The following is a 22,922-nucleotide window of genomic DNA, read 5'->3' on the forward strand; positions in this document are numbered from 1 at the left end:
CCCCAGGGCCCGGCGCCGCCGCTCCAGGCTGGCCTGCAGCCGCTCCAGGCTCAGCCTGCCGCTGTGGACGGCCGCCACGATGGCGTCGATCGCCCCCTCGGCATCGCCGGGCATCAGCACCAGGTCGGCCCCCGCCTCGAGGGCCAGCACGGCGGCTTGTGAGGCGCCGTAGCGGCCAGCGATCGCCTCCATCACCAGGGCGTCGGTGACGATCAGCCCTTCGAAGCCGAGCTCCTGGCGCAGCAGCCCCGTGAGCACCGCCCGCGACAGGGTGGCCGGGTGCTCGGCATCGAGGGCCGGCAGCAGCAAGTGAGCGGTCATCACCGCGGCCACGTCGGCGGCGATGGCGTCGCGGAACGGCGGCAGCTCCACGGCCTCCAGCCGGGCGCGGCTGTGGGGCAGCAGGGGCAGTTCCAGGTGGGAGTCGCTGGCGGTGTCGCCGTGCCCGGGGAAGTGCTTGGCGCAGGTGAGCACCCCTTCAGCCTGGGCGCCACGGCAGAAAGCGGCCGCCAGGGCACCGGCGGTGGCCGGGTCCTCCCCCCAGGCCCGCACGTTGATCACCGGGTTGGCTGGGTTGTTGTTGACATCGCAGACCGGCGCGAGCACCCAGTTGAGCCCGAGCTGGCGGGCCTCCCGGCCCGTGCAGGCCCCGTAGCGCCGGGCCAGATCCAGGGCCAGGGCGGGGTCGGTGGCATGAATCCGCGACAGGGCGAGGGGCGGCACCAGCCAGCTGGCCCCCTCGAAGCGCTGACCCACCCCCTCCTCCACATCGGCGCAGAGCAGCAGGGGCTCGCTGGCCCAGGCCGCCAGCTGGCGTGTGCGCAGACGCAATTCGCCCGCACTGCCCCCCAGCAGGATCACGCCGCCCACCCCACGCTTGAGCAGGCGCTGCAGGGTGGCGTTGTCCAGTTCCCAGCGGGGATAGCGCCTCTGGCCATCGGCCGGATGGCCGCTGGCCCGAACCACCAGCAGGGCGGCGACGGCGCGATCCAGGGCCTGGCGTGGGTCGATGGACGGGGCCATGGGGCGGGTCAGGCCTCGGAGTCGGTGTCGCCCGCGGGACCCGCGGGGCCCTCACCGTCACCGCGCTCGCGCCGTTCCGCCTCCAGGCGCTGCAGCAGCCCCAGCACCGTGTTGCCCTTCTCCAGGCCCCGGTCGAGGACGAAGGCCACCTCCGGTGTGCGGCGCATCTTGAGGCGGCGGCCCAGTTCCCCCTTCACGTAGACGGAGGCCGCCTGCAGGCCGGCCAAGGCCACCTCGCGATCCTCGGTGCTGCCGAAGATGCTCACGAAGATCTTGCAGTGCTGCAGATCGCCGGCCACCTCGACGCTGGTGACACTCACCATGCCGTGCTGGACCCGCTCGTCCTTGATGCCACTGATCAGCAGCTCGCTCACTTCCCGGCGGATCAGGGCCGCCACCCGTTCCACCCGTCGGCTCTGTGCCATGACTACGAAACCGGGCCCAGCTGCACCATCGCACGCAGCACCAGGGTGAGGCTGACCATGCCGCTGATCAGGGCCCCCACCAGGGCCACCGCCGTGACCGGGTTGCTGCGCCGCCGGGCCAGAGGCTCGAACACCGAATTGAACACCCCCAGGCTGAAGGCGATCAGATAGCGCGGATAGCGGGTGACATTGACGAAAAACTCTTTCATGGCCTCGGTAGCGGTCCCGGTCGGATGCTGGCTACTCTGCCGCCCAGGCCCACGCTCAGTCGCCCTGGAGGGCCCATGGAACTGCATCAGTTCAGACATTCCGCCTTTTGCGAGAAGGTGCGACTGCTGCTGGCCCGCAAGGGTCTCGACGCCACGATCGTCGAGGTGACCCCAGGCCTGGGGCAGCTGGAGCTGTTCCGTCTCTCCGGTCAGCGGCAGGTGCCGGTGCTGGTGGATGGGGGCGAGGTGATCGCCGATTCCACCGCCATTGCCCTGCATCTGGAGGCCACCCACCCCCAGCCGCCCCTGCTGCCGGCCGATCCGCTCGCCCGCGCCAGGGTGCTGCTGCTGGAGGACTGGGCTGACACCGCCCTGGCCCGGGGCGCCCGACTGGCCCTGCTCCAGGCGGCGGTCGGCGACCCGGTGCTGCGGGCGGCCCTGCTGCCCGAGGCCACCCCGGCGCCCCTGCGCGATCTGGTGGGGGCCTTGCCGGGTGGCCTGCTCGGCTCCGCCACCGAGGCGATGCGTGATCTGCTCGGGCCCTGTGAGGTGCGGCAACTGCACCGCAGCCTCGAGCAGCTCGCCCTGCTGGTGGCCCAGCGCCCCTACCTGGAGGGCGATGGCCTCACCCTGGCCGACCTCGCCGTCGCGGCCCAGCTGTACCTGCTGAAGTTCCCCGTCTGTGCCGGCGCCCCCCTGGCGGGGAGGGGCGTCGAAGGCATCGCCGACAACCCCGTGCTCGAGCCCCTGTTCGCCTGGCGGGACCGGGTGCTCGCCGAGGTGGGTCGGGACTGAGGCCCGGCAACGCATCGGGCCTCGCACCCGCCAGGATGGGCTCCGTCGAAGTCCTGGCCTTGTCCGATCCGCTGCTGCGGGAGCTCGACCACTTCGTGGTGCTGGAGCCCGGCCAGGACGAACGCATCCTCACCGCAGCCGAAACCCTGCTCTGGCTGGCTGGTCATGTGGAGGCCCTGGGCGATCCACCTGCCGACCTGGCCGATCTGGCCGATCCCGAAGCCAGGGCCGGCCGGCTCATCGACACCGCCTGCGAGCTGGAGCTGGCGCCGGGATGTTCGATCCAATGGTTCGCGGTGCGGCTGGAGCCCCGCGGCTGAGGGAGCTGCTGGGACTCAGTCAGGGGCTTGAGGGGGCTGGCAGGGGTCGCGCAGCACCGAGGGCAGGGCCTCCAGCACCTGCAGCGCCACCGCGGCGGGCAGGCCCCCGTCCTGCACCACGGTCAGGTCGGCCTGGGCGTACAGCGGCCGGCGCTCCTGCAGCAGGGTTTGCAGGCGGGCGGCGGGATCGGGCGCGTCAAGCAGGGGCCGCCGGGTGGGATCGGCGGCCAGACGCCGCAGCAGCTCCGCTTCGGGGGCATCGAGCCACACCACCACCCCCTGGCGCATGTGACCCCAGTTCTCCGGCCGGGTGACAGCGCCACCGCCGGTGGCCACCACCAGGGAATGCCAGCTGGCGATGCCATTGAGCACGCTGGTCTCGAGAGCACGGAAGGTCTCCTCGCCCTCGCTGCTGAAGATCTCGGCGATCGGCCGACCGGCAGCCTCGGTCAGGGTGGCGTCGGCATCGATGAAGCGATAGCCGAGGGCCTCGGCCAGTGGCCGCCCCACGGCGCTCTTGCCGGCCCCCATCATTCCCACCAGGTAGATGTTGAGGCCATCAAGGCGGCGGGCCAGGGCGCGGTGGCTCGGGGAAGTGGCGGCGTCAGGGGCCATGGGGGCGCGGTCGTCGGCGGTCCTGACCCCGTTTCTAGGATGGGCGTCCCCTGGGCCTCGGCGATGACCGCAACCCGGTTGACCGCCTCTCCCGCGGCAGCTTCCCCCACCATCAGCGCCCACGGGCGCGGCAGGCCCTGTGTGATCACGCGCCGGGCCACCTTCAGTGCCAGCCACCTTTACCGGCTGCCGGAGCTGGACGAGGCCGAGAACGCCCGTCGCTTCGGCCGCTGCAGCCTGGCTCCGGGCCATGGCCACAACTACGAGCTCACCGTGGCGATGGGCGGTCCCCTCGATGGCGACGGCATGGTGCTCAACCTCTCGGACGTCAAGCACGCCATCCGCCGGGAAGTCAGTGACCCCCTCGACTTCCGTTTCCTCAACGACGTCTGGCCCGAGTTCGACCTCTCCCGGCCCGAGGGGCGGCTGCCCACCACCGAAGCCCTGCTGCTGGCCATCCGCGAGCGGTTGGCGCCCCATCTGCCGCTGGTGGCCCTGCGGCTTCACGAGCAAACCAACCTCTGGGCCGACGTGCTCTGCGGTCCCACCATCGATCCCATGGAAGCCTTTCTCTCGATCCGCACCCATTTCGCCGCGGCCCACCGCCTGGCCAGGCCCGAGCTCAGCCAGAGCGAAAACGAGGCCATCTACGGCAAGTGCGCCCGCCCCCACGGCCATGGCCACAACTACCTGCTCGATGTCACCGTGCGGGGTCCGATCGATGCGCGCACCGGCATGGTCTGTGACCTGGCCGAGCTGCAGCAGCTGGTGGCCGACCTGGTGGTGGAGCCCTTCGACCACACCTTCCTGAACAAGGACGTGGAGCACTTCGCCGGCTGCGTTCCCACGGCCGAGAACATCGCGCTCCATATCGCCGACCTGCTCAGCGCCCCGATCGCCGCCACCGGCGCCCGGCTGCACAAAGTGCGGCTGCAGGAGAGCCCCAACAACGCCGCCGAGGTCTTCGCCGAGACGCCGCAGCTGGAGATGCTGCCGGCGGCCCTGGAAGCCCTCGCGGCCGTTTGAGTCCGGCCGCGGCCGCGGCGCCCCTGGGGGCCGGCCTTCGGCCTGAGCTGCGTCTGGTGCTGGCGGTGAGCCTCGATGGTCGCCTCGCCCCTGCCGAAGGCGGGGCCGCCCAACTGGGTGGCACGGGTGACCGGCAGGTGCTGGAGGAGGCGCTCGCCTGGGCTGATGCCGCCCTGGTGGGGGCCCAGACCCTGCGGCACCACGGTGGCACCTGCCTGATCCACCGGCCCCCGCTGCTCGAGGCCCGCCGCCGCCAGGGTCGCTCCGCCCAGCCGATCGCGATCGCGGTCAGCCGTAGCGGCCGCTTGCCTGCCGATCTGCCCTTCTTCCGCCAGCCCCTGGCCCGCTGGCTGCTTCAGGCCTCCCCGCCCCCCCCCGGCGCCCCTGCCGAGGGCTTCGAGCACCACCTGCCCCTGGAGAGCTGGTGCCAGGCCCTGGAGGCCCTGGGGGGGCTGGGACTGCGGCGGCTCGTGGTGCTGGGGGGGGCGCGGCTGGCGGCCTCGCTGGCCGCCGAGAACCTGCTCGATGAACTTCAGCTCACGGTCTGTCCCCGGCTGCTCGGGGGCCCCCATGGCTGGTTGCCGGCCGGGTCCGTGGTGGCCCCTGAGGCCCGGGCGGGCTGGCGGCTGGTGGAGCACCGGGCGTTGGCGGGGGACGAACTGCTGCTGCGCTGGCGGCGCCCCGGGGATCAGGGCGCGACCTCCTGAAGGCCGAAGCTGCCGAAACGCTTGCCGAGTTCCCGCAGTGGCATGTCCCGCAGGCTGTCGGTGGGGAGGCCAAACATCCGGGCCAGGCAGCGCTTCACCACCGCCTCGCTGTCATCGCCGAAGCGGCCGCTCACCATCTCTGTGAGAACCCCCAGACTCCTGCCACTGTTGTCGGTCTCCTCGATCAGGCACTTGCTGGTGGGCACCGCCAGCTTGCGGCAGGGATCCAGCAGGCTCTTCTCCAGATCCGCCCGTCCGGCGGAGGCCGTCTCCACGCAGACCCGCGTCAACTGGTTCTCCAGCTGGGGACGCAACAGCATCAGCACCGGTCGCAGCAGCCCGGCCCTGGCGGGCGGCGGCTGGGGCAGGAGCAATGCGGTGGCGGCCGTCAGGAGCATCAGGATCCGCAGGGGCTTGGCCATGGCGGGGGGAAGGACGCTCGGTCGCAGGGAATCAACCGTTAGTTTTGCGCCTGCCCCGTCCCCCTGCGTCGCCACCGGCCATGGCCGAGCTGCAAGTCCGCTGGCACCAGGCAACGCAGGAGATCCCCGAAGACCAGTGGCAGACCCTGGTGGGGGACGATCGCGGGGCGCCGGGATCCCCTCTGGATCGCCCCTTCTACGGCTGGCGCTGGCTGCACCATCTGGAGGCCAGCGGCAGCATCGTGCCCCGCCAGGGCTGGCAGCCCTGCCACCTCGGGCTCTGGCGCCAGGGGCGGCTGGTGGCCCTGGCGCCCCTGTATCTGAAGGGCCACAGCTACGGGGAATTCGTCTTCGACCAGTCCTTCGCCCAGCTCGCCGGCCAGCTCGGGCTGCGTTACTACCCCAAGCTTGTGGGCATGAGCCCGGTGAGTCCGGTGCAGGGCTACCGCTTCCATGTGGCCCCGGACGAGGACGCCGCTGCCCTGACGGCGTTGATGCTGAACGAGATCGACAGCTTCTGCCGGCGGCAGCAGATCCTGAGCTGCAACTTCCTCTACGTGGATCCGGCCTGGCAGCCTCTGGCGGAGGCGGCCGGATGTGCGCTGTGGATCAACCAGCAGAGCGAATGGCGCAACCCCGGCCATGCGGATTTCGAGGCCTATCTGGCCAGCTTCAATGCCAACCAGCGGCGCAACATCCGCCGCGAGCGCCGCTCCGTGGCAGAGGCGGGTCTGACTGTCACGCCCCTGGCCGGAGAGGAGATCCCGCCGCCGCTGCTGGAGCGGATGCACGGGTTCTATGAACAGCACTGCAGCCGCTGGGGACCCTGGGGCAGCAAGTACCTCACGGAGTCCTTCTTCCAGGCGGCCGCCACCGACCTGCGCCAGCACCTGGTGCTGTTCAGTGCCCATCGGGGCGAGCCGATGCAGCCCCTGGCGATGTCGCTCTGCGTGCACGATGCCACCGGCCTCTGGGGCCGCTACTGGGGCAGTGACATTGAGCTCGACAACCTGCACTTTGAGGTCTGCTACTACGCCCCGATCGACTGGGCCATCGCCCGGGGCCTGGAAAGTTTTGATCCCGGGGCCGGCGGCAGCCACAAACGGCGCCGCGGCTTCGTGGCCCAGCCCCGGGCCAGCCTGCACCGCTGGTACCACCCCCGCTTCGACACCATCCTGCGGGAGTGGCTGCCGGGCGCCAACCAGGAGATGCACCAGGCGATCGCGGCGATGAACGCGGAGCTTCCCTTCACCGCTGCCTACGATCCCCCGCATGCACCGAGACCCGCACCCACGCCTGAGCCTGGATGAGGCGCTCTCGCAGCGTTTCATCGCCCTCGACCCGTCGGGCTACTTCCTGATCAAAGTGGATGCCGCCGCCGGTGAGCTGGTGGCCGAGCACTATGCCAACGGCATCGATGAGCGGGGCTTGGCCACCGATCCCGACACCGGCGAGGTGATCAGCTGCCGGGCCAGCGACCCGCGCTCGCCGCTGGCCACCTACCGGGGCCGCACCGCCAAGGAGCTCGGCATCGCCCTCACCGAGGCAGAGGGGCCCCAGCCCCTGTCACGGCTCGACCATGCCCTTTACCTGGGCCGGGAGCTGCAGAAGGCCGAGCTCTGCCTGGCACAGGGCCTGCCCTACGTGCAGGACTAGGCGGGACCGGCCGCGGAGCGACTCAGCTGGCCGCGATCAGACGGCAGCGGCCATCCATCATCAAGTCCCCGCGCCCACCGCCTTTCTGCATGGCGTTCTCCTGGAAGGTGAGGGCCCGACGGTCGATCGTGGTGTGGTGCTCCACGTCGTGGCCGTGGTCCGGATGGATCACCATCGGCGGCTTCAGCGCCGCGATGCCGGGGAGCTGCTCCTTGGTGGGGGCGTGTCCCATCGCGACCTCATCACCGTCATTGTCGGAGAGGTGGAAGTTGTTGGACTCCTTCTCCAGAAAGGTGATCCGATCCCGGGAGGTTTTCACCGGCAGGGTCTGGCCGTCGGCAAAGCGGACACGGTCATCCCCCTGGCCCACATCCACCCTGAAATCGATCTGTCCCTTGGGATCATCGCGATGGCGACAGATCATCGACTGGGGGCCGATGCTGTCCCAGCGACTCAACGCCAGGACCAGCAGGCCCACGCCGCCGATGATCACCAGGGCGAAAAGCATGGTGAGCCCAGGGTTCGCGTCTGGTGATTGCCGCATCACTGCGCCTCAGAGGCAGCAGATCAAACGTACTCCGACCTAAGCAGGCTGAAGTTCGCGGCTGGTGGCGCGGGACCCTTCCGGCGGCTCCGGGGGCAGGGCGGCGAGCTGGTCCTGGATTTCGCGGGTCACCACACCCCGGTATTCCTGGAAGTGCTCGTTGTGGGCGAGGGTCACCAGGAACTGCTCGAGGTTGTTGGGGTTGCGGCGGGCGATGGTGAGCAGGGAACGCCAGAAACGGCCGCGGGTGTCGCGCTTCAGGCCCTGACGCCAGATCACGATCAGCAGGGCACGGATGTCGGTCCAGCTGGGCAGGCTGGCCTTGCCGAAGGCCGCCGCCGGCACGAACTGTTGCCAGCGGGGCTGGCCCATTTTCAGGTAGTAATGCGTGACCCGATCGATGTAGGCGTTGGGTTCGTAGAGGCGGCAGAAGGCATCCACGTACTCATTGGCGATCTGGCGGATCGGCCGGGTGGGCACGAAGTTGAGCAGGTTCGTCTGGTTGACGCCCTTGGCGTCGGTTTTCTCCTGCACCAGACGGCCCTCTTTCTCCAGTCGATGCCAGAGACCCGTGTTCGGCAGGGCCTGCAACATGCCCATCATCGCGGCGGGGATGCCGGTGCGGCTGACGAATTCCACGATCCGATCGCCGGCGCCCTGCTTTTCGCCGTCGAAGCCGATGATGAAGCCGGCCATCACCCGGATGCCGTAGGAGGTGATCCGGTCGACCGATTCCTCGAGGGAACTACGGGTGTTCTGCAGCTTGCCGGCGGTTTGGAGGCTGGCCTCATCAGGGGTCTCGATGCCCAGGAAGACGCTGTCGAAGCGGGCCTCGGCCATCATCAGCATCATTTCCTCGTCGGAGGCGAGATCCACCGACGCTTCGGTGGCGAAACTGAACGGATAGCCGTGGGCGATCTGCCACGTCTTGATCTCCGGCAGCAGCAACTTGGCGTTGCGCTTGTTGCCGATGAAGTTGTCGTCGACCAGGAAGATGGAGCGGCGCCAGCCCAGGTCGTACAGGTACTGAAGCTCCGCCACCAGCTGAGCGGGTGTCTTGGTGCGGGGCTTACGGCCGTAGAGCACGATGATGTCGCAGAACTCGCACTGGAACGGACAGCCGCGCGAGAACTGCACCGACATGGAGTCGTAGGCGTCCAGTTCGAGCAGATCGAAACGGGGAATGGGGGTGCCGGTGACGTCCGGCTTTTCACCCTCGGAACTGAAACGCCCCTGGCGGTCACCGCGCTCGATCGCCTCGATGAACATCGGCAGGGTGATCTCCCCCTCGTCGAGCACCTTGAAATCAGCCAGTTGCAGCTCAGGGGCGTCCGGGGTGGAACTGGCGAAGGGGCCACCCACCGCCACCGGCAGACCCCGCTGCTTCGCCTTGGCGATCTGGGCGGCCATGTCGGCCTTCTGGACGATCATCCCGGAGATCACCACCAGTTCCGCCCAGTTCCACTCCGCTTCGGTCACCTCCCGGACGTTGCGATCCACCAGCTTCATCTCCCACGTCTGGGGCAGCAGCGCCGCCACGGTGACCATCCCCAGCGGCGGAAGCAGCACCTTGCGGTTCACCAGCTCGAGGATCTTTTCGTAGCTCCAGAACGTCTTCGGGAATTCGGGATAGACGAAGAGGGTGCGCATGCTTCAGGTGTGTTGTGGAAGGGCCGTGGGCGATTGCGCGGCAGTGGAAGGGGAGTCTTGAGCAGGTTCCGCTGCGCCGCAACCCTAGGAGGTTTCGGGAAATGTCGGCTCGTTCTACCGCCTCCTCCCGGGCCATGGGGGTGGGAGGGGGCGGATCCTCTGCTGTAATGATCCCGTTCCTCGCAGCAGCGGCCGTGGGTGTGGTGATGTATCTGGCGCTCGTCGGTGGCGGGCTCACCGCCGCCTTCCTGGCCACCGTCGTGCTCAAGGGCGTCAGGCTGATCTGAGCCTGAGCGCCCCGTTGCGCCCCAGTTCCAGCACCCCCACCACCAGCCCCAGGCCACCGAGCAGGGCGAAGGTGGCCGGCAGTCCCAGGCTCATCGCCAGGGTGGCGGCCAGCAGGCCACTCACCCCGCCGCCACCCAGGAAGGCGATCTGCCCCAGACCGGCCATGCGGCCGCGCAGGGCCATGGGTGCCCCCACCTGGAGGATCAGGTTCGAGCCGGCCAGCAGGCCCGCCGTGCCGGCTCCGATCAACAGGGCCATCGCCAGGGCCGCCGTGCCCCTTGTGGCCGCTGCCATGCCCAGCTGGGCCAGGGCCACCAGCACGGCGCAGCCCCCCAGCAGCAGCACCGGCCGTTCGCTCAGGGCCAGGCTGTTGCGCTGCAGCACCACACCGCCGGCAATGCTGCCGGCGGCCAGCACGCTGGTGAACAGGCCGAGGGCCTGCGGCGAGGGCCCGATCACTTCGGCAGCGATCAGGGGGGCCAGGCCCGGATGGAAGAAGCCCACCAGGCAAGCCACGGTGGTGAAGCGCAGCACGTGGCGCAGGGTGGAGCCGCAGTCGCGCCAGGCGGCGCCGAGGCTGGCCCCTTCACCCCCGGCGCTGCGCTGCTCCAGTTCCCGGTGGGGCCGCAGCAGCCAGATCACGGTGGCGATCGGCAACAGGTACGACGCCGCATCGATCGCCAGGGCCATGGCAGGTCCGGAGAGGGCCACGAGCCAGCCCCCCAGCGGAGGTCCCACCAGCTTGCCGACGTTGAACACCACCGAGAAACTGGCCAGATAGGGCGCCACCTGCTCCGGCCGTTCCACCAGCAAGGAGCAGTATTTGCTGCGCGCTGTGAGCTCAAAGGAGCTGGACACACCCACCACCAGCGTGCTCAGCAGCAGCAGGACCACCTGTCCTGGCCCCTGCAGCAGGGGAATGGCCAGGGCCCCCAGGGCCGCGCCGCCGAACAGTCCCCATTGGGAACGGATCAGCATGGTTTCGCAGCCCAGCCGATCCGTGAGCACCCCGGCCCGGCCGCTGACCAGAAGGCTGGGCAGGGCCAGGGCGGCGAAGTGCAGGGCCAGCAGCAGTGGGTTGCCGGTGCCGGCCATCAGGATCCAGCCCTTGGCCGTCAGCCCGGCGAAGGATCCGGAGGTGCTCAGGCCGGAGGCGAGCAGGAAGAGGGGGCGTTGGTGCCGTTGCAGCCAAGCGTCTCCGCTGCCGGATCTCAAGCCCGGCTCCGCGTGGCGGCCTGGGCCTCGCGCACCATCGCGCCGGCCCCCACCACCACGCCGCGCAGGTCGTAGGTGTCGGCCGCGGTGATCCGCACCGGCACCATCGTCCCGGGTGCGGCGCAGAGTCCACCCTCACCGGGGCTGACATGCACCTCGCCATCCACCTCGGGGGCGAAGCGGGCGCAGCGGCCCAGCATCTCGCCGCTGGAGGGGTTCTCCTGTTCGATCAGCACATCCACGATCCGGCCCACCCAGGCGCTGTTGCGATCGGCGGCGATCGGCTGCTGCAGGGCCATCAGCCTGTCCCGCCGCTCGCTGGCGATCTCCGGCGGCACGGGGTCGCTCAGTTCGGCGGCGGCGGTGCCCTCCTCGGGGGAGAAGGTGAAGACGCCCACGTGATCGAAACGCTGCTCGGCCACGAACGCCAGCAGATGCTCGAAATGGGCCTCGGTTTCGCCGGGGAAGCCGACGATGAAGGTGGTGCGCAGCACGGCGTCGGGGAGCTGCTCGCGGATGCGTTGCAGCAGGGCGCCGTTGACCCCGGTCTGCCAGGGACGGTTCATGGCTCGCAGCACCTCCGGATGGCTGTGCTGCAGGGGGAGATCCAGGTAGGGCAGCACGTTGGGGACGTCCCGGTAGGCGGCGAGCACAGGCTCGGTGAGGCCGGTGGGATAGGCGTAGTGGACCCGGATCCAGGGAATCTCCACCTCCCCGAGGGCCCGCAGCAGGTCGTCGAGGCGCGGCTTGCCGTAGAGATCCAGCCCGTAGTTGGTGGTGATCTGGCTGATCAGGATCAGCTCCTTCACGCCCTGGGCGGCCAGCTGGTGGGCCTCGGCCACGATCGATTCGATCGTGCGGGAGCGCTGGTCGCCCCGCAGCCTGGGGATGATGCAGAAGGCGCAGCGGTAATCGCAGCCCTCAGCCACCTTCAGGTAGGCCACCGCCTCGGAGGTGGTGCGGTAGCGGGGCAGATGTTCGTCGCCCACGAAGGTGGGCACCGCGCTGACCTTGTTAACGCGCTCGCCGGCCTCGACCCGCTTCAGCACTTCCACGATGTGCTGGTAATCGCCGGTGCCGACGATCGCCCGCGCCTCCGGCAGGGAGTCGAGCAGTTCCTGCTGGAAATGCTGGGCCAGGCAGCCGGCGATGATCAGTTCCTTGCCCTGCTCGGCCAGTTCCACCAGGGTTCGCACCGATTCGGCGCGGGCGTCCTGGATGAAACTGCACGTGTTCACCACGACCACCCGGGCCTCGCTTTCGTCGGCGCTGACGCCGTAGCCCGCCTGAGCCAGCAGGCCGAGCATGTGCTCGGTGTCCACGCGATTCTTCTCGCAACCCAAGTGGGTGAAGGCCACGGTGGGCCGTTCTCTGCTGGGCTGGGGGGACATGCTGCTGCGGGTGGAAGGGGAAACGGGCCGACGTGCCGGCACCAAGGGAGTGGGCGCAAACGCCGATGTCCACCCTATGCAAGCCCCTGTGGCTGCGAGAATCGACCCACGACACGACCGTGCCTGTGACTTCCACCCGCCTCGCCAGCCGCCTCACGACGCGTCGCCGACCCGAGCCGGGTCGGCGCTGGGTACGCGTGGTGATGGCCGTGCTGGCCACCATCGGCGTGATCGACACCGGATCGATCACCCTGAATCGCTGGGGGGTGATCGGCAGCCTCAGTTGCCCTGGTGGGGCCGAGGGCTGCGACAAGGTGCTCAACAGCCCCTGGGGGAGTGTCTTCGGCCAGCCCCTGTCCCTGTTCGGTCTTCTGGCCTACGGCTCGGTGCTGGTGATGGCGCTGCTGCCGCTGGTGCTCAAGGGTGAGGCCCGCACCCGCGTCAATGGCCTCAGTTGGTGGGGTCTGTTCCTGCTCAGCGCCGGCATGGCGATCTTCAGCCTGGTGCTGGTCGGGGTGATGGCCTTCCAGATCAAGGCCTTCTGCACCTTCTGTCTGATGTCGGCGCTCATCAGCCTGTCGCTGTTTGTGCTCAGCCTGATCGGCGGGGAATGGGAAGACACCGGCGCCCTGATCTTCCGCGGCGTGCTCACCGCCCTGGCCGTTGGCCTGATCGGGCTCGGTTGGGCCACGTCGCTCAACCGCCCCGAGGCCACCACGGGCCCGGGCCTACCGATCCCGGTGGTCGCCGCCAGCACCCCGGCCACCCTGGCCCTCGCCGAGCACCTCACCGCTTCCGGCGCCGTGATGTATTCGGCCTACTGGTGCCCCCATTGCCACGACCAGAAGGAACTCTTCGGCAAGGAGGCCACGGCCAAGCTCAAGATCATTGAGTGCGCGCCTGATGGCCGCAACAGTCAGGCGGCGCTCTGCGCCAGCAAGAACATCCAGGGCTTCCCCACCTGGGAGATCAAGGGCAAGCTGGATTCCGGCCAGAAGACCCTCGCCCAGCTCGCCGCCATGAGCGGCTTCAAGGACCCTGCAGCCCCCGCCAACTGAGGGGTGCGCCTCAGGTCTGACCCACCGGACCTGTGAAGGGGGATCGGCCCCGTTCCTGCAACGTGTGACGCCGCCAGAACGGTTGGGGGGTCGGGGCATCGGTGCGGTGATGGCCTCCCCGGCTCTCCACCCGGAAGGCGGCGGCCTCCATCAGCAGCTCCGCCAGCACCAGCCGCTGGCGCAGGTCCTGCAACAGCAGCAGGTGGCGGTTCTGGTCCGGCGTCAGCTGCAGCTCCTGATCGGGCGGCAGATCGTGGGCCCGGCGCAGCAGGGGCGACCGCTCATGGCCTGAGCGTTGGCTGCGGACCTGGCGCAGGGCGTCGATCAGATCGACCCCGCGCCGCTCCACCCCGGCCACCTGCCAGCACAACCGTCGCAGGTTGCCGATGGCCGCGATCAGGCTGGCCTCGTCCGGGCTTGCCTGCACCTCAGCCCGGCTGAGCCCCGGGGCCGCGGCAGCCGTGTCCGGCGGCTTCGGCGGGAGGGGCTGGGGGGTCAGATGGCGCAGCCGGCGGGCGAAGACCAGGCATTCCATCAGCGAGTTGCTGGCCAGGCGGTTGGCCCCGTGCACCCCGGTGCTGGCCACTTCCCCCACGGCGAAGAGGCCGCTCAGGCTGGTGGCGGCCTGCAGGTCGGTGTCGACGCCTCCCATCCAGTAGTGGGCGGCCGGCGCCACGGGGATCGGGGCGTCGCAGGGCGACAGCCCCAGCTCACGGCAGCGGCGCAGGATGGTGGGGAACTGGCGGTCCAGCCGTTCGCGACCCACCGGCCGCAGGTCGAGCCACAGGTGGGTCACCCCCTGCTCGGCCATGCAACGGGCCAGGGCACGGCTCACCTGGTCGCGGGGGGCCAGGTCGCCCCCCTCCAGCTGCGCCACTGGAGAGCGGCCAGCCGCGTCGAAGAGCCGCGCCCCCTCGCCGCGCACGGCTTCGCTGATCAGGAAATGGGGGGCGTCCGGCAACATCAGTGCCGTGGGGTGGAACTGCACGAACTCCAGGTCCCGCACCCTGGCCCCGGCGCTCCAGGCCATCGCCACCCCATCGCCGCTCGCCTGGGTCGGGTTGGTGGTGTGGGCAAACAGATGGCCGCCGCCGCCGCTGGCCAGCACCACCGCACCGGCCCTCAGCCAGCGCAGGCGGTTGCCTTCGAGCACCTGCAGTCCGACGCAGCGGCCCTCTTCCACCCACAGCTGCAGGGCAGGGATGCCCTTGCGTTGCTCCAGCCCAGGCCGGCGCCGCACCTCCCGCTCCAGGGCATCCACCAGGGCGCCGCCGGTGCGGTCCTGGGCGTGCAGCACCCGGCGGTGGCTGTGGGCGGCTTCGAGCGTGGTGCTCAGGCCCTGGGCGGTGCGATCGAAGTCCATGCCCAGTTGCACCAGCCGCTCGACGCAAGCCGGCGCTTCCCGCACCAGCACGTCCACCGCCTCGGGATCGCAGAGGCCGGCTCCGGCCTTGAGGGTGTCGGCGATGTGGCTGGCGAAGCTGTCGTCGGCTCCGGTCACGGCGGCGATACCGCCCTGGGCCCAGCGACTGGCCGACGGCGGGCTGCTGGATTTGCTGAGCAGCAGCACCCGCAGCTGGGCAGGCAACTCCAGGCAGGTCATCAAGCCTGCGGCGCCACTGCCAACCACCACCACATCCCAGTGGCAGGCCATGCGCGGATCCGGCTCATCCAAGCGGCTGCTTCACCCCGTTGCACCGTGCCTTGTGGTGGAGAGCCTATGGGAAGGGCGGCGGCCATCCTGCCGGCCACAAAAAAACCGCCGTTGTGACGGCGGTTCGCAGAGGGTGATCAGGTGAGGGTGGTTCTGGCTGGGGCCGCCAGGGACCTCCGTGCTGTGCGAGGGCTCAGCGGTAGACGCCGTCGTTGATGCGATCGAAGCCTTCGTTGAGGGCGATCGCGGGCGGGGTCACGGTGAAGTTGCCCTTGTACTTGTTGAACAGCTCCTTCTGGCGGTCGGTCAGGTCCAGCGCCAGCACGTCGTCGACGCTGTCGTAAGGACCACCGAGAACGATCTTGCCGGCCAGGGTCGGGTACATGCCGGGGTACTGCTGGAAACGGCGAACCGAAGCGTTATTGAGATCCACCTTGCCGACGCTCTCGGCGAGCTTGTCGTCAATCTCGTTGCGGCGCTCCGCGGCGAGGGCGGCACCGGGCAGAACCAGGGTCATGAGCAGACCGGCCAGGACCACACCACTCATCAACCAGGCAAGCAGCCGCTTCATCACGACACTCCGTTTAGGGAAAGAACCAGGGGACCCTGGCAGGGACAGGGCGGTGATCGGCAGACCACCCGTGAAAGGTTACAGACAGCCCCCTGGTCTGCCCCCGCAGGAGGCTCCGCTTTTGCAGATCTTCAGATCAGGCCGCTCAGGTGGGGGGCCACCAAGGCCGCGGCCAGGAACAGGGTGTCGACGGCCAGGGTGGTGCCCAGGGCCGCGGCGGTGACCCGCCAAGTCCCTCCAAGGGTCCAGAGGCGCCGGCAGACGAACACCAGCAGGCTGGCCGTCAGGCCGACCAGAGCCAGGGGCCAGGGATGCAGCACCTGGATGGCGGCACCCTGCAGCAGCAGCGGCGCCTCGGACAGAGGAGCGTTGAGAACCTGGGGCCAGAGGTCCATCAGTCCGGCGGCGGCCATGACCCCATCGGTGCAGGCGGTGCCGAGCAGGGAGCCGAGGTAGAAGGCTCCCGCCAGTCGCCAGCGGCCCCCGAGGCCCGCCACCGCCAGGGGCAGGGCGAAGGCCTCAATGGGCAGATGCATCACCGGGTGAAGCCGGAACCAGCCCCAGAACAGGCAGCCCCCCAGCCAGCTGCCGCAGAAGCCCACCAGAAGCACGCCTAGTTGCTGCCACTGGCCCTGGCCCCGGCGCTCCAGGACCAGGGCCAGGGCCAGCAGGGGAAGGGTGAACAGGGCCGCCGCCATCGGCGCAGACCGCACCCAGGGAGCCTGCAGGAACACCGGCACGGTGACCAGCAGGGCGGCCGTCAGGGGCAGCACCGCCACGGCCGGGAGGGCCGGTGCGACAGCAGCGATTCTCAGCCCCGGCAGGGCCGGGGGGCGAGTCGAAAGGGTGGGTGGGACCCCGAGCACCTGGTTGTGAAGAAAGTTGTGCAACCTTAAAGGGAGTGGGGGGTGCTTCCGTGGCCCGTCCGGCCATAGGGTCAGCCGCAGTATCGGCTCTCCCCATGCCGCTGGTCGCCACGGCCGCCTCCCTGCCCCTGGTCGAGGCCTGCTGGCACGCCCTCGTTCTGGGGATCGTTCAAGGGCTGACGGAGTTCCTGCCGATCAGCAGCACCGCCCACCTCAAGGTGGTCCCGGTGCTCCTCGGCTGGGGAGATCCCGGGGTGGCGTTCACGGCTGTGATCCAGCTGGGCAGCATCGCCGCCGTGCTCGGCTATTTCCGCAAGGATCTGGCCGAGGTGGGCAGCGGTGTGAGTCGCGCCTTCCGCCATGGCCAGTGGAAGGATCCGTCGGCCCGGCTGGGAGTCGCCATTGTTCTGGGCACGGTGCCGATCCTGCTGGCCGGTCTGGCCGTCAAGGTGCTGCTGCCCGGCTACGAGACCTCACCTCTGCGCAGCCTGACCTCGATCGCCATCGTCTCGATCGTGATGGCGCTGCTGCTGGCGGTGGCCGAACTGGTGGGCCGCCGTCGCCGCCTGCTCGGGGCCGTCACCCCCCGGGATGGCCTGCTGGTGGGACTGGCCCAGGCCCTGGCCCTGATTCCGGGCGTCTCGCGCTCGGGCAGCACGCTGACGGCGTCGCTGTTTGATGGCTGGCAGAGGGCCGACGCGGCGCGTTTCTCCTTCCTGCTCGGCATTCCCGCCATCACCCTGGCCGGGCTGGTGGAGCTCAAGTCGGCCTTCGGTTCGGTCGAGAACGGTGGTGTGATTCCGATGCTCGTCGGCATCGCCGCGGCGGCGGTGGTCTCCTGGCTGGCGATCGCCTGGCTGCTCCGCTTCCTGCAGCAGAACAGCACCTGGATCTTCGTGATCTACCGGCTGCTGTTCGGTCTGGTGATCCTGATGGGGTTCCGGGGGCTGGAGGGGGTCACCCCCTGAGCGGGCAGGGCCGCCACACTGGAACCCGATCCCTGACGCCCTCGCCGTAACCCCCGTGTGGAAGGAGCCCTCCTCTGCCCTCGCCGGGCCCGCTGCCCTTGCCGGGCCCGCCACCCAACCCCAGCCCGCCGTGGTGGCCACGGTGGAACCCGGCTCGATCGCTGAGGAGCTGGGCTTTCAGCCGGGTGATCGCCTGCGCAGCATCAACGGGGTCCGGCCGCGGGATCTGATTGACGTCCAGGTGCTGCAGGGGGAGGAGGAGCTGGTGCTGGAGGTGGAGGACCCCGACGGCACCCTGCACGTGGTGGAGCTGGAGAAGGACCTGGACGAAGGGCTGGGGCTGGGCTTCAGCGAAGCCCTGTTCGATGGCCTGCGCCAGTGCAACAACCACTGCCCCTTCTGCTTCATCGACCAGCAACCGCCGGGGCGCCGCGGCAGCCTGTACCTCAAGGACGACGACTACCGGCTCAGCTTTCTCTACGGCTCTTACCTCACCCTCACCAACCTGACCCCGGCCGACTGGAGCCGGATCGAGGAGCAGCGCCTCTCCCCCCTGTTCGTCTCGGTCCATGCCACCGACCCGGAACTGCGCAGTCGCCTGCTGGTCAACCCGCGGGCCGGCCTGCTGCTGGAGCAGCTGGCCTGGTTCGCCGAGCGACGCCTGCAGATCCACGCCCAGGTGGTGGTGTGTCCGGGGCTGAACGATGGCGAGGCCCTGGAGCGGACCCTCAACGACCTGGCGCGCTTCGCCACCGGGCCCTGGCCGGCGGTGCTCTCCACGGCCGTGGTTCCCGTGGGCCTGACGCGGTTCCGCCCGTATGGCGATGCGCTGCGTCCGGTCGACCCCACCACGGCCCTGGAGGTGATCGCCCGGGTGGAGCGGTTGCAGCGGATCTTCCAGGGCAGCATTGGCAGCCGTTTCGCCTGGCTCTCCGATGAGTGGTTCCTGATCGCCGGCCAGCCCCTGCCGCCCCGGGCCAGCTACGAGGATCTGCCCCAGCAGGAAAACGGCGTCGGCAGCATCCGCGCCTTCCTCGAGGAGTTGGAGGGGGCGACTCAAGATCTGCCGAGCCGGATCGCCACCGGCCGCCGTTGCAGCTGGGTGGTGGGCCGGCTGGTGGCCGAGGCGCTGCAGCCGGTGGTGGAGCGCCTCAACCAGGTCGAGGGGCTGGAGCTGCTGCTCAACGGCTTGCCCAGTCCCTACTGGGGCCAGGACCAGGTGGTCACCGGACTGCTCACGGGCTCGGACCTGATCGAGGGGCTCGCCGGCCGTGACCTGGGCGAGGAACTGCTGCTGCCCAGGGTGATGCTGCGGGAGGGGGAGGAGGTGTTTCTCGATGACACCACGCTCGCCGACCTGCGCCTTCGCCTGCCCGTGCCGGTCCGGTTGCTGGGGGGTGCGGACGATCTGGTGGCCGCCTGCCTCGGCACCCCACGGGGAGGTGCTTAAGCTCGGGCGGAAGCGAATGGTCCAACGTGAGGCGCCAACCACTCCTGCTCGCGGCACTGGTGGTGCTCCCGTCGGTTGGCTTTCAGGCACTGCCGCTGCGGGCCCAGCCTGCTACGGCTCCCGCCAGCCCGACCCTTCCAGCCCCCGAGGCCCTGCCCCTGGCCCCGGAGGTGAAGGGACCGCGGCCGAAATCGAACCCCAGCGTGCTGGCTCCAGCCGCCAAGGAGTTGCCACCGGGGCTGCAGGATCTCCGGGCTCCCAACCCTCTGGCCCTGCCGGTCAAGCCCTCCCAGGTGCGCATCCGGGAACTGCGGCCCCTCGGCCTGGCCGATGTGGAAACCCTGGTTGAAGTCAACAACCCCGAGCTCAAGGCGATCGCCAGCCAGGTGGAGCAGGCCCAGTCGGCCCTGCGGGCCCAGATCGCCCTCTGGTATCCCACGATCTCCCTGAATGCGAACAACCTTCCCACCTACACCGGCGGGCAGCAGTTCAGCAGCGCCTTCACGGGCACCGGCCAGGAAGCCGGCAACACGATCACCAGCATCTGGCGGATGCAGGCGGTGCTCCAGGCCAGCTGGGGCCTGATCAACCCCACGCGCACGCCGCAGATCGCCGCAGCCCGTGACAGGTTTGAGCAGGCCAAGAACCAGTACCTGATCGGTCTGCGGTCCCGGCGCCTGGAGGCGGCCGAGGCTTACTTCAACCTCCAGGTCTCCGATGAAACGGTTCGCATCGGCCAGGAATCGGTGCGTTCGTCCCTGGTCAGCCTGCGGGATGCCAAGGCCCGGTTCCAGGCCGGGGTGGCCACCAAGCTGGAGGTGCTGGAGGCGGAAACCCAGCTGGCCAGGGATCAGCAGGTGCTGACCCAGGGTCTGTCCGATCAGGCCATCGCCCGCCGCGCCCTCGCCTCCCTGCTGGATCTTCCCCAGGACGTGACGCCCACCTCCAAGGAGCCCTCCCGGGTGGTGGGGTCCTGGCTGCCCTCGCTGCAGGAAAGCATCATTGCCGCCTACGCGTTCCGCGAGGAGCTCGACAATGTTCTGCTCAACATCTCCATCGCCAACAGCGAGGCGAACACGGCACTGGGGCGGGTCCAGCCGTTCCTGAACATCGCTTATGGCCTCACGGGTGGCCGTACCCGGGGTGTTCAGTTCGCCAACCGCAATACCCCTGGTGTCAATTTCGGCAACGAGGGCTGGTCGGTTGAGAACACAGTGGGGTTGAACCTCAACTGGACCCTGTTTGATGGTGGCGCCGCCCGGGCCAACTACCGCCGCCAGAAGCAGGTTGCGGAGCAGAACACGTATCAGTTTGCCCAGCAGCGCGACGCCATCCGCCAGCAGGTGGAAACCAACTTCTATGAGCTGGAGAAGAACAACCGCAACATCACCACCACCTCCCGGGAGGTGATCTCCACCAGGGAATCCCTGCGTCTGGCCCGCCTGCGCTTCCAGGCCGGCGTCACCACCCAGCGGGAGGTGGTGGACACCCAGCGCGACCTCACCCAGGCGGAAGTGCGCTGGTCGACGGCCATCTCCGACTACAACAAAGCCCTGGCCCGGCTGCGGCGCTTCACCGGTCTCGACCAGGTCGGCCTGTGCCAGAGCCAGAACCTGCCGGCCACCAGTCCCCGGGCACCTGGCGCGTCTCAGGTTCCGGTGGAGCCCCAGCCCCTGATTCCGGCCTGCCGTGCCGGCAGCCCGATCGGGCGCGAGGCCATGCCGCCGGGGTCCTGACGCCCGTTGTCGACCCATCTCCGCTCCGGTCTGACTCTCCCCGCCACCGTGCGCCTCGGACTCTTCCAGGGATGTCTTGGCTGCCTGGCGGTGATCTTTTCCGGTCTGCTCAACCGGATCATGCTCAGCGAGCTGGGTTTTCCAGGGCTGCTGGTGGGAGGCGCCCTGGCCTTTGAGCAGTTCGTGGCCCCATCGCGGGTGCTGTTCGGCCAGATCTCCGATGCCCATCCCCTGGCGTCCCGTCACCGGGTTCCCTACGTGCTGATCGGCACGGCGGCGTTCTGCCTGCTGGCGGTGCTGTCGGTGCCCTTGATCTTCCAGGTGGGACGCCTGCTGCAGGACGGCAGCCAGCCCGGCCTCGCCCTTGGCATCGCGGCCCTCTGCGGCCTGTTCGCCCTCTACGGCCTGGCGATTTCCCTGGCCACCACCCCCTATCTGGCCCTGGTCATCGACCGCACCAGCGAACTGGAACGGCCCCGGGCCGTGAGCATCATCTGGTGCATGCTCACCGTAGGCATCGTCATCGGCGCGGTCGCCATCGGCGTGAGCCTGCGCTCCCTTGACGGGGTCAACGACCCACGGGTGCTGCAGGCAGCCCTGTCCCGCTTCATGACGATCGTGGCCGCGGTGGTGATGCTTCTCACCGTGGTGGCCACCTGGGGGATGGAGTCGCCGTTGCGTGAGCGCACCGACGGGACAGCCCCCAGGCGGGAGGACGCCATCGGCCTGCGGCAGTCCTGGACCCTGATCACCTCCAGCCGCCAGGTGCTGATCTTCTTTTCCTTCCTGATCCTGTTCACCCTGGCGCTGTTCCTGCAGGATCCGGTGCTTGAGAGTTACGGCGCCCAGGTCTTCGCCATGCCGATCGCCGCCACGGCCCAGCTCAACGCCTTCTGGGGTGTCGGCACCTTGGTGGGCCTGCTGCTGGCTGGGCTGTGGGTGGTGCCGCGGCTCGGCAAGATGGCCACCGCCCGGCTCGGCTGCCAACTGATCGCCCTGTCCCTGCTGCTGTTGCTCGTGGCGGGTCTGACGGCCAGGATCCCCTTTCTGCAGGCCGTGATGGTGCTGTTCGGGTTGGCGGCCGGCATCGGCACCAACAGCGCCCTGTGCCTGATGCTCGACCTCACCCTGCCCCAGGCCGCCGGCACCTTTGTCGGGGTCTGGGGCCTGGCCCAGGCCCTTTCGCGGGCGATCGGCAAGTTGCTCGGCGGCGGGCTCTACGACATCGGCCGAGCCCTGCCGCTGGGGGATGGTCCCTACGGGCCCTTCGCCCTCGTGCTGGGCGTGGAGTTGCTGGTGGCCCTGGCGGCCCTGGTGCTGCTGGCCCGTGTCAATGTGCGCCAGTTCCGGGAGGACACCTCCCGCAGCCTCAGCCAGGTCCTGGAGCTGGAACTCGGATGACATCCCTTTCCCCGTACCGGCTCGATCCCCGCCTGGAGGCTCTGATCGATCGGGTGGCTGAGCGACAACGCGCTGATTTCGGTCACAGCCAGCCCGATCTGAAGGCGGATGGCTCCTTCATCACCGCGTGTGATCGCTGGAGTGACGCCACTCTTGTGGCGGGGCTGGCGGAGCTGTTCCCTGGGGAGGGCGTGCTCAGCGAGGAAGGCCGGCAGCAGGTGCCCGCCACGCCGGCGTACTGGGTGGTGGATCCCCTGGATGGCACCACCAACTTCGCCGCCGGAATTCCCTACTGGGCGATCTCGATGGCCCGCTTCGAGGCCGGAGTGCCGGTGCTGGCGATCCTCGAAGTGCCGCCCCTGCGTCAGCGCATTGTGGCCATTCGGGGACAGGGCGCCTGGCGCAACGGCAAGCCCATCCCGCCCCCGGCCGAGCAGTTGCACAACGCCGGCTGCGCCTCCCTCTGCAGCCGATCGATCCGGGTGCTTCAGAAGCTGCCGCACCGTCCATTCCCCGGCAAGATTCGCCTGCTGGGCGTGGCCAGCCTGAACCTGGTGTCGGTGGCCATGGGGCAGACGATGGCGGCCCTGGAGGCCACACCGAAGATCTGGGACCTGGCAGCGGCCTGGCTGGTGCTGGAGGAACTGGGCTGTCCCCTGCGCTGGCTCGGACCAACGCCACAAGGGCTGCAGGCCGGAACTGACCAGTCCCAGACGGATTTCCCTGTGTTGGTGGCCAACCGCCAGGAGACCCTGGAGCGCTTCATGCCCTGGGCAGAAGCGCTTGAGACGAAAGCTCAGCCATTCAGGTGATATGATTTTGGACTGCGCCCCAGAGAGCGAGAGCTCGAGCGGGGAGCAGGCTTACGGGATCGAGAGGCGCGAGCCGACGGTGTTGTAAGTTTTCTGAGTCGCCGGGAGGCGACGCGCCGC

Annotated in this window: 25 protein-coding genes; 13 read left to right on the forward strand and 12 right to left on the reverse strand. The window is 69.3% G+C overall.

What is annotated here, in order from left to right:
• From VB739_RS12355 to VB739_RS12365, 3 genes are all read right to left on the reverse strand, one after another.
• A partial coding sequence (locus VB739_RS12355; protein ID WP_323357355.1) for a glycoside hydrolase family 3 N-terminal domain-containing protein occupies positions 1-1,023 on the reverse strand: 1,023 nt, incomplete at its 3' end.
• A gap of 8 nt (positions 1,024-1,031) precedes the next feature.
• Positions 1,032-1,448 (reverse strand): 30S ribosome-binding factor RbfA, encoded by a 417-nt coding sequence (rbfA, locus tag VB739_RS12360; RefSeq protein ID WP_323357356.1) that lies wholly within the window; start codon positions 1,446-1,448, stop codon positions 1,032-1,034.
• A 2-nt stretch (positions 1,449-1,450) separates the two neighbouring features.
• Positions 1,451-1,657 carry a DUF751 family protein gene (locus VB739_RS12365; RefSeq protein WP_323357357.1) on the reverse strand — a complete coding sequence of 69 codons (207 nt, stop codon included), beginning with the start codon at positions 1,655-1,657 and terminating at the stop codon, positions 1,451-1,453.
• Positions 1,658-1,732: 75 nt separating this feature from the next.
• On the opposite strand from VB739_RS12365, the gene VB739_RS12370 reads away from it, so the two are divergent.
• A complete protein-coding gene (locus VB739_RS12370; RefSeq protein WP_323357358.1) occupies positions 1,733-2,452 on the forward strand; it encodes a glutathione S-transferase family protein in 720 nt (239 codons plus the stop codon).
• 59 nt (positions 2,453-2,511) lie between these two features.
• Entirely contained in the window at positions 2,512-2,772 is a 261-nt protein-coding gene (locus VB739_RS12375) for a chlororespiratory reduction protein 7 (protein ID WP_323357376.1), read from the forward strand.
• Positions 2,773-2,787: 15 nt separating this feature from the next.
• Here the strand turns inward: VB739_RS12375 and VB739_RS12380 are convergent, their stop codons facing one another.
• Positions 2,788-3,387 carry a shikimate kinase gene (locus VB739_RS12380; RefSeq protein WP_323357359.1) on the reverse strand — a complete coding sequence of 200 codons (600 nt, stop codon included), beginning with the start codon at positions 3,385-3,387 and terminating at the stop codon, positions 2,788-2,790.
• Between the two features lie 63 nt (positions 3,388-3,450).
• Here VB739_RS12380 and VB739_RS12385 point away from each other — a divergent pair, with 63 nt between their 5' ends.
• Together VB739_RS12385 and VB739_RS12390 are read left to right on the forward strand one after the other, a co-directional pair.
• Complete coding sequence (locus tag VB739_RS12385; protein WP_323357360.1) at positions 3,451-4,413, forward strand: 6-carboxytetrahydropterin synthase; 963 nt, start codon at positions 3,451-3,453, stop codon at positions 4,411-4,413.
• Positions 4,410-5,120: a RibD family protein gene (locus VB739_RS12390; protein WP_323357361.1), complete on the forward strand. Its 711-nt coding sequence runs from the start codon at positions 4,410-4,412 to the stop codon at positions 5,118-5,120. Before VB739_RS12385 ends, VB739_RS12390 begins: the two co-directional genes overlap by 4 nt.
• Here VB739_RS12390 and VB739_RS12395 read toward each other — a convergent pair.
• Entirely contained in the window at positions 5,102-5,542 is a 441-nt protein-coding gene (locus VB739_RS12395; protein WP_323357362.1) for a hypothetical protein, read from the reverse strand. The two genes, VB739_RS12390 and VB739_RS12395, sit on opposite strands and share 19 nt — an antisense overlap.
• Positions 5,543-5,622: 80 nt before the next feature.
• Between VB739_RS12395 and VB739_RS12400 the strand changes: the two genes are divergently transcribed.
• Positions 5,623-6,852: a GNAT family N-acetyltransferase gene (locus VB739_RS12400; RefSeq protein WP_323357363.1), complete on the forward strand. Its 1,230-nt coding sequence runs from the start codon at positions 5,623-5,625 to the stop codon at positions 6,850-6,852.
• A complete protein-coding gene (locus VB739_RS12405; RefSeq protein ID WP_323357364.1) occupies positions 6,815-7,198 on the forward strand; it encodes a DUF4346 domain-containing protein in 384 nt (127 codons plus the stop codon). Before VB739_RS12400 ends, VB739_RS12405 begins: the two co-directional genes overlap by 38 nt.
• 22 nt (positions 7,199-7,220) lie before the next feature.
• On the opposite strand, the gene VB739_RS12410 is transcribed toward VB739_RS12405, so the two are convergent.
• Complete coding sequence (locus VB739_RS12410) at positions 7,221-7,706, reverse strand: hypothetical protein (RefSeq protein WP_323357365.1); 486 nt, start codon at positions 7,704-7,706, stop codon at positions 7,221-7,223.
• 75 nt (positions 7,707-7,781) lie between these two features.
• Positions 7,782-9,392 (reverse strand): B12-binding domain-containing radical SAM protein, encoded by a 1,611-nt coding sequence (locus tag VB739_RS12415; RefSeq protein WP_323357366.1) that lies wholly within the window; start codon positions 9,390-9,392, stop codon positions 7,782-7,784.
• Positions 9,393-9,559: 167 nt separating this feature from the next.
• On the opposite strand from VB739_RS12415, the gene VB739_RS12420 reads away from it, so the two are divergent.
• Positions 9,560-9,679 (forward strand): cytochrome b6-f complex subunit 6, encoded by a 120-nt coding sequence (locus VB739_RS12420; protein WP_323357367.1) that lies wholly within the window; start codon positions 9,560-9,562, stop codon positions 9,677-9,679.
• Here VB739_RS12420 and VB739_RS12425 read toward each other — a convergent pair.
• Together VB739_RS12425 and rimO are read right to left on the reverse strand one after the other, a co-directional pair.
• Positions 9,666-10,895 carry an MFS transporter gene (locus VB739_RS12425; RefSeq protein WP_323357368.1) on the reverse strand — a complete coding sequence of 410 codons (1,230 nt, stop codon included), beginning with the start codon at positions 10,893-10,895 and terminating at the stop codon, positions 9,666-9,668. The genes VB739_RS12420 and VB739_RS12425 overlap by 14 nt on opposite strands.
• The gene (rimO, locus tag VB739_RS12430; RefSeq protein ID WP_323357369.1) at positions 10,892-12,286 is read right to left on the reverse strand and encodes a 30S ribosomal protein S12 methylthiotransferase RimO; all 1,395 of its coding nucleotides are present in this window, start codon (positions 12,284-12,286) and stop codon (positions 10,892-10,894) included. Before rimO ends, VB739_RS12425 begins: the two co-directional genes overlap by 4 nt.
• A 125-nt stretch (positions 12,287-12,411) precedes the next feature.
• On the opposite strand from rimO, the gene VB739_RS12435 reads away from it, so the two are divergent.
• Entirely contained in the window at positions 12,412-13,344 is a 933-nt protein-coding gene (locus tag VB739_RS12435) for a vitamin K epoxide reductase family protein (RefSeq protein ID WP_323357377.1), read from the forward strand.
• 10 nt (positions 13,345-13,354) lie between these two features.
• Here the strand turns inward: VB739_RS12435 and nadB are convergent, their stop codons facing one another.
• The 3 genes from nadB to VB739_RS12450 form a co-directional block, all read right to left on the reverse strand.
• Positions 13,355-14,998 (reverse strand): L-aspartate oxidase, encoded by a 1,644-nt coding sequence (gene nadB / locus VB739_RS12440; RefSeq protein ID WP_323357378.1) that lies wholly within the window; start codon positions 14,996-14,998, stop codon positions 13,355-13,357.
• A 193-nt stretch (positions 14,999-15,191) separates the two neighbouring features.
• A complete protein-coding gene (gene psbU, locus VB739_RS12445; protein WP_254989990.1) occupies positions 15,192-15,569 on the reverse strand; it encodes a photosystem II complex extrinsic protein PsbU in 378 nt (125 codons plus the stop codon).
• A 131-nt stretch (positions 15,570-15,700) separates the two neighbouring features.
• Positions 15,701-16,459, reverse strand: coding sequence for a DUF3120 domain-containing protein (locus VB739_RS12450; RefSeq protein WP_323357370.1), 759 nt, complete (start codon positions 16,457-16,459; stop codon positions 15,701-15,703).
• A 71-nt stretch (positions 16,460-16,530) separates the two neighbouring features.
• Between VB739_RS12450 and VB739_RS12455 the strand changes: the two genes are divergently transcribed.
• Genes VB739_RS12455 through VB739_RS12475 form a run of 5 tightly spaced genes read left to right on the forward strand, consistent with a single transcriptional unit; the run spans position 16,531 to position 22,802 of the window.
• Positions 16,531-17,403, forward strand: a complete 873-nt coding sequence (locus tag VB739_RS12455) for an undecaprenyl-diphosphate phosphatase (RefSeq protein ID WP_323357371.1) — start codon at positions 16,531-16,533, stop codon at positions 17,401-17,403.
• A 55-nt stretch (positions 17,404-17,458) separates the two neighbouring features.
• On the forward strand, positions 17,459-18,853 hold the full coding sequence (locus VB739_RS12460) for a TIGR03279 family radical SAM protein (protein WP_323357372.1): 1,395 nt from the start codon (positions 17,459-17,461) through the stop codon (positions 18,851-18,853).
• Positions 18,854-18,879: 26 nt separating this feature from the next.
• Entirely contained in the window at positions 18,880-20,589 is a 1,710-nt protein-coding gene (locus tag VB739_RS12465) for a TolC family protein (RefSeq protein ID WP_323357373.1), read from the forward strand.
• Between the two features lie 6 nt (positions 20,590-20,595).
• Positions 20,596-21,990 (forward strand): BCD family MFS transporter, encoded by a 1,395-nt coding sequence (locus VB739_RS12470; protein WP_323357374.1) that lies wholly within the window; start codon positions 20,596-20,598, stop codon positions 21,988-21,990.
• Positions 21,987-22,802: an inositol monophosphatase family protein gene (locus tag VB739_RS12475; protein WP_323357375.1), complete on the forward strand. Its 816-nt coding sequence runs from the start codon at positions 21,987-21,989 to the stop codon at positions 22,800-22,802. The genes VB739_RS12470 and VB739_RS12475 overlap by 4 nt, the downstream gene beginning before the upstream one ends.
• Positions 22,803-22,922: the final 120 nt, after the last annotated feature.

Origin of the sequence: Cyanobium gracile UHCC 0281 (assembly GCF_034931305.1) — a bacterium.
GTDB lineage: Bacteria > Cyanobacteriota > Cyanobacteriia > PCC-6307 > Cyanobiaceae > Cyanobium > Cyanobium gracile_A.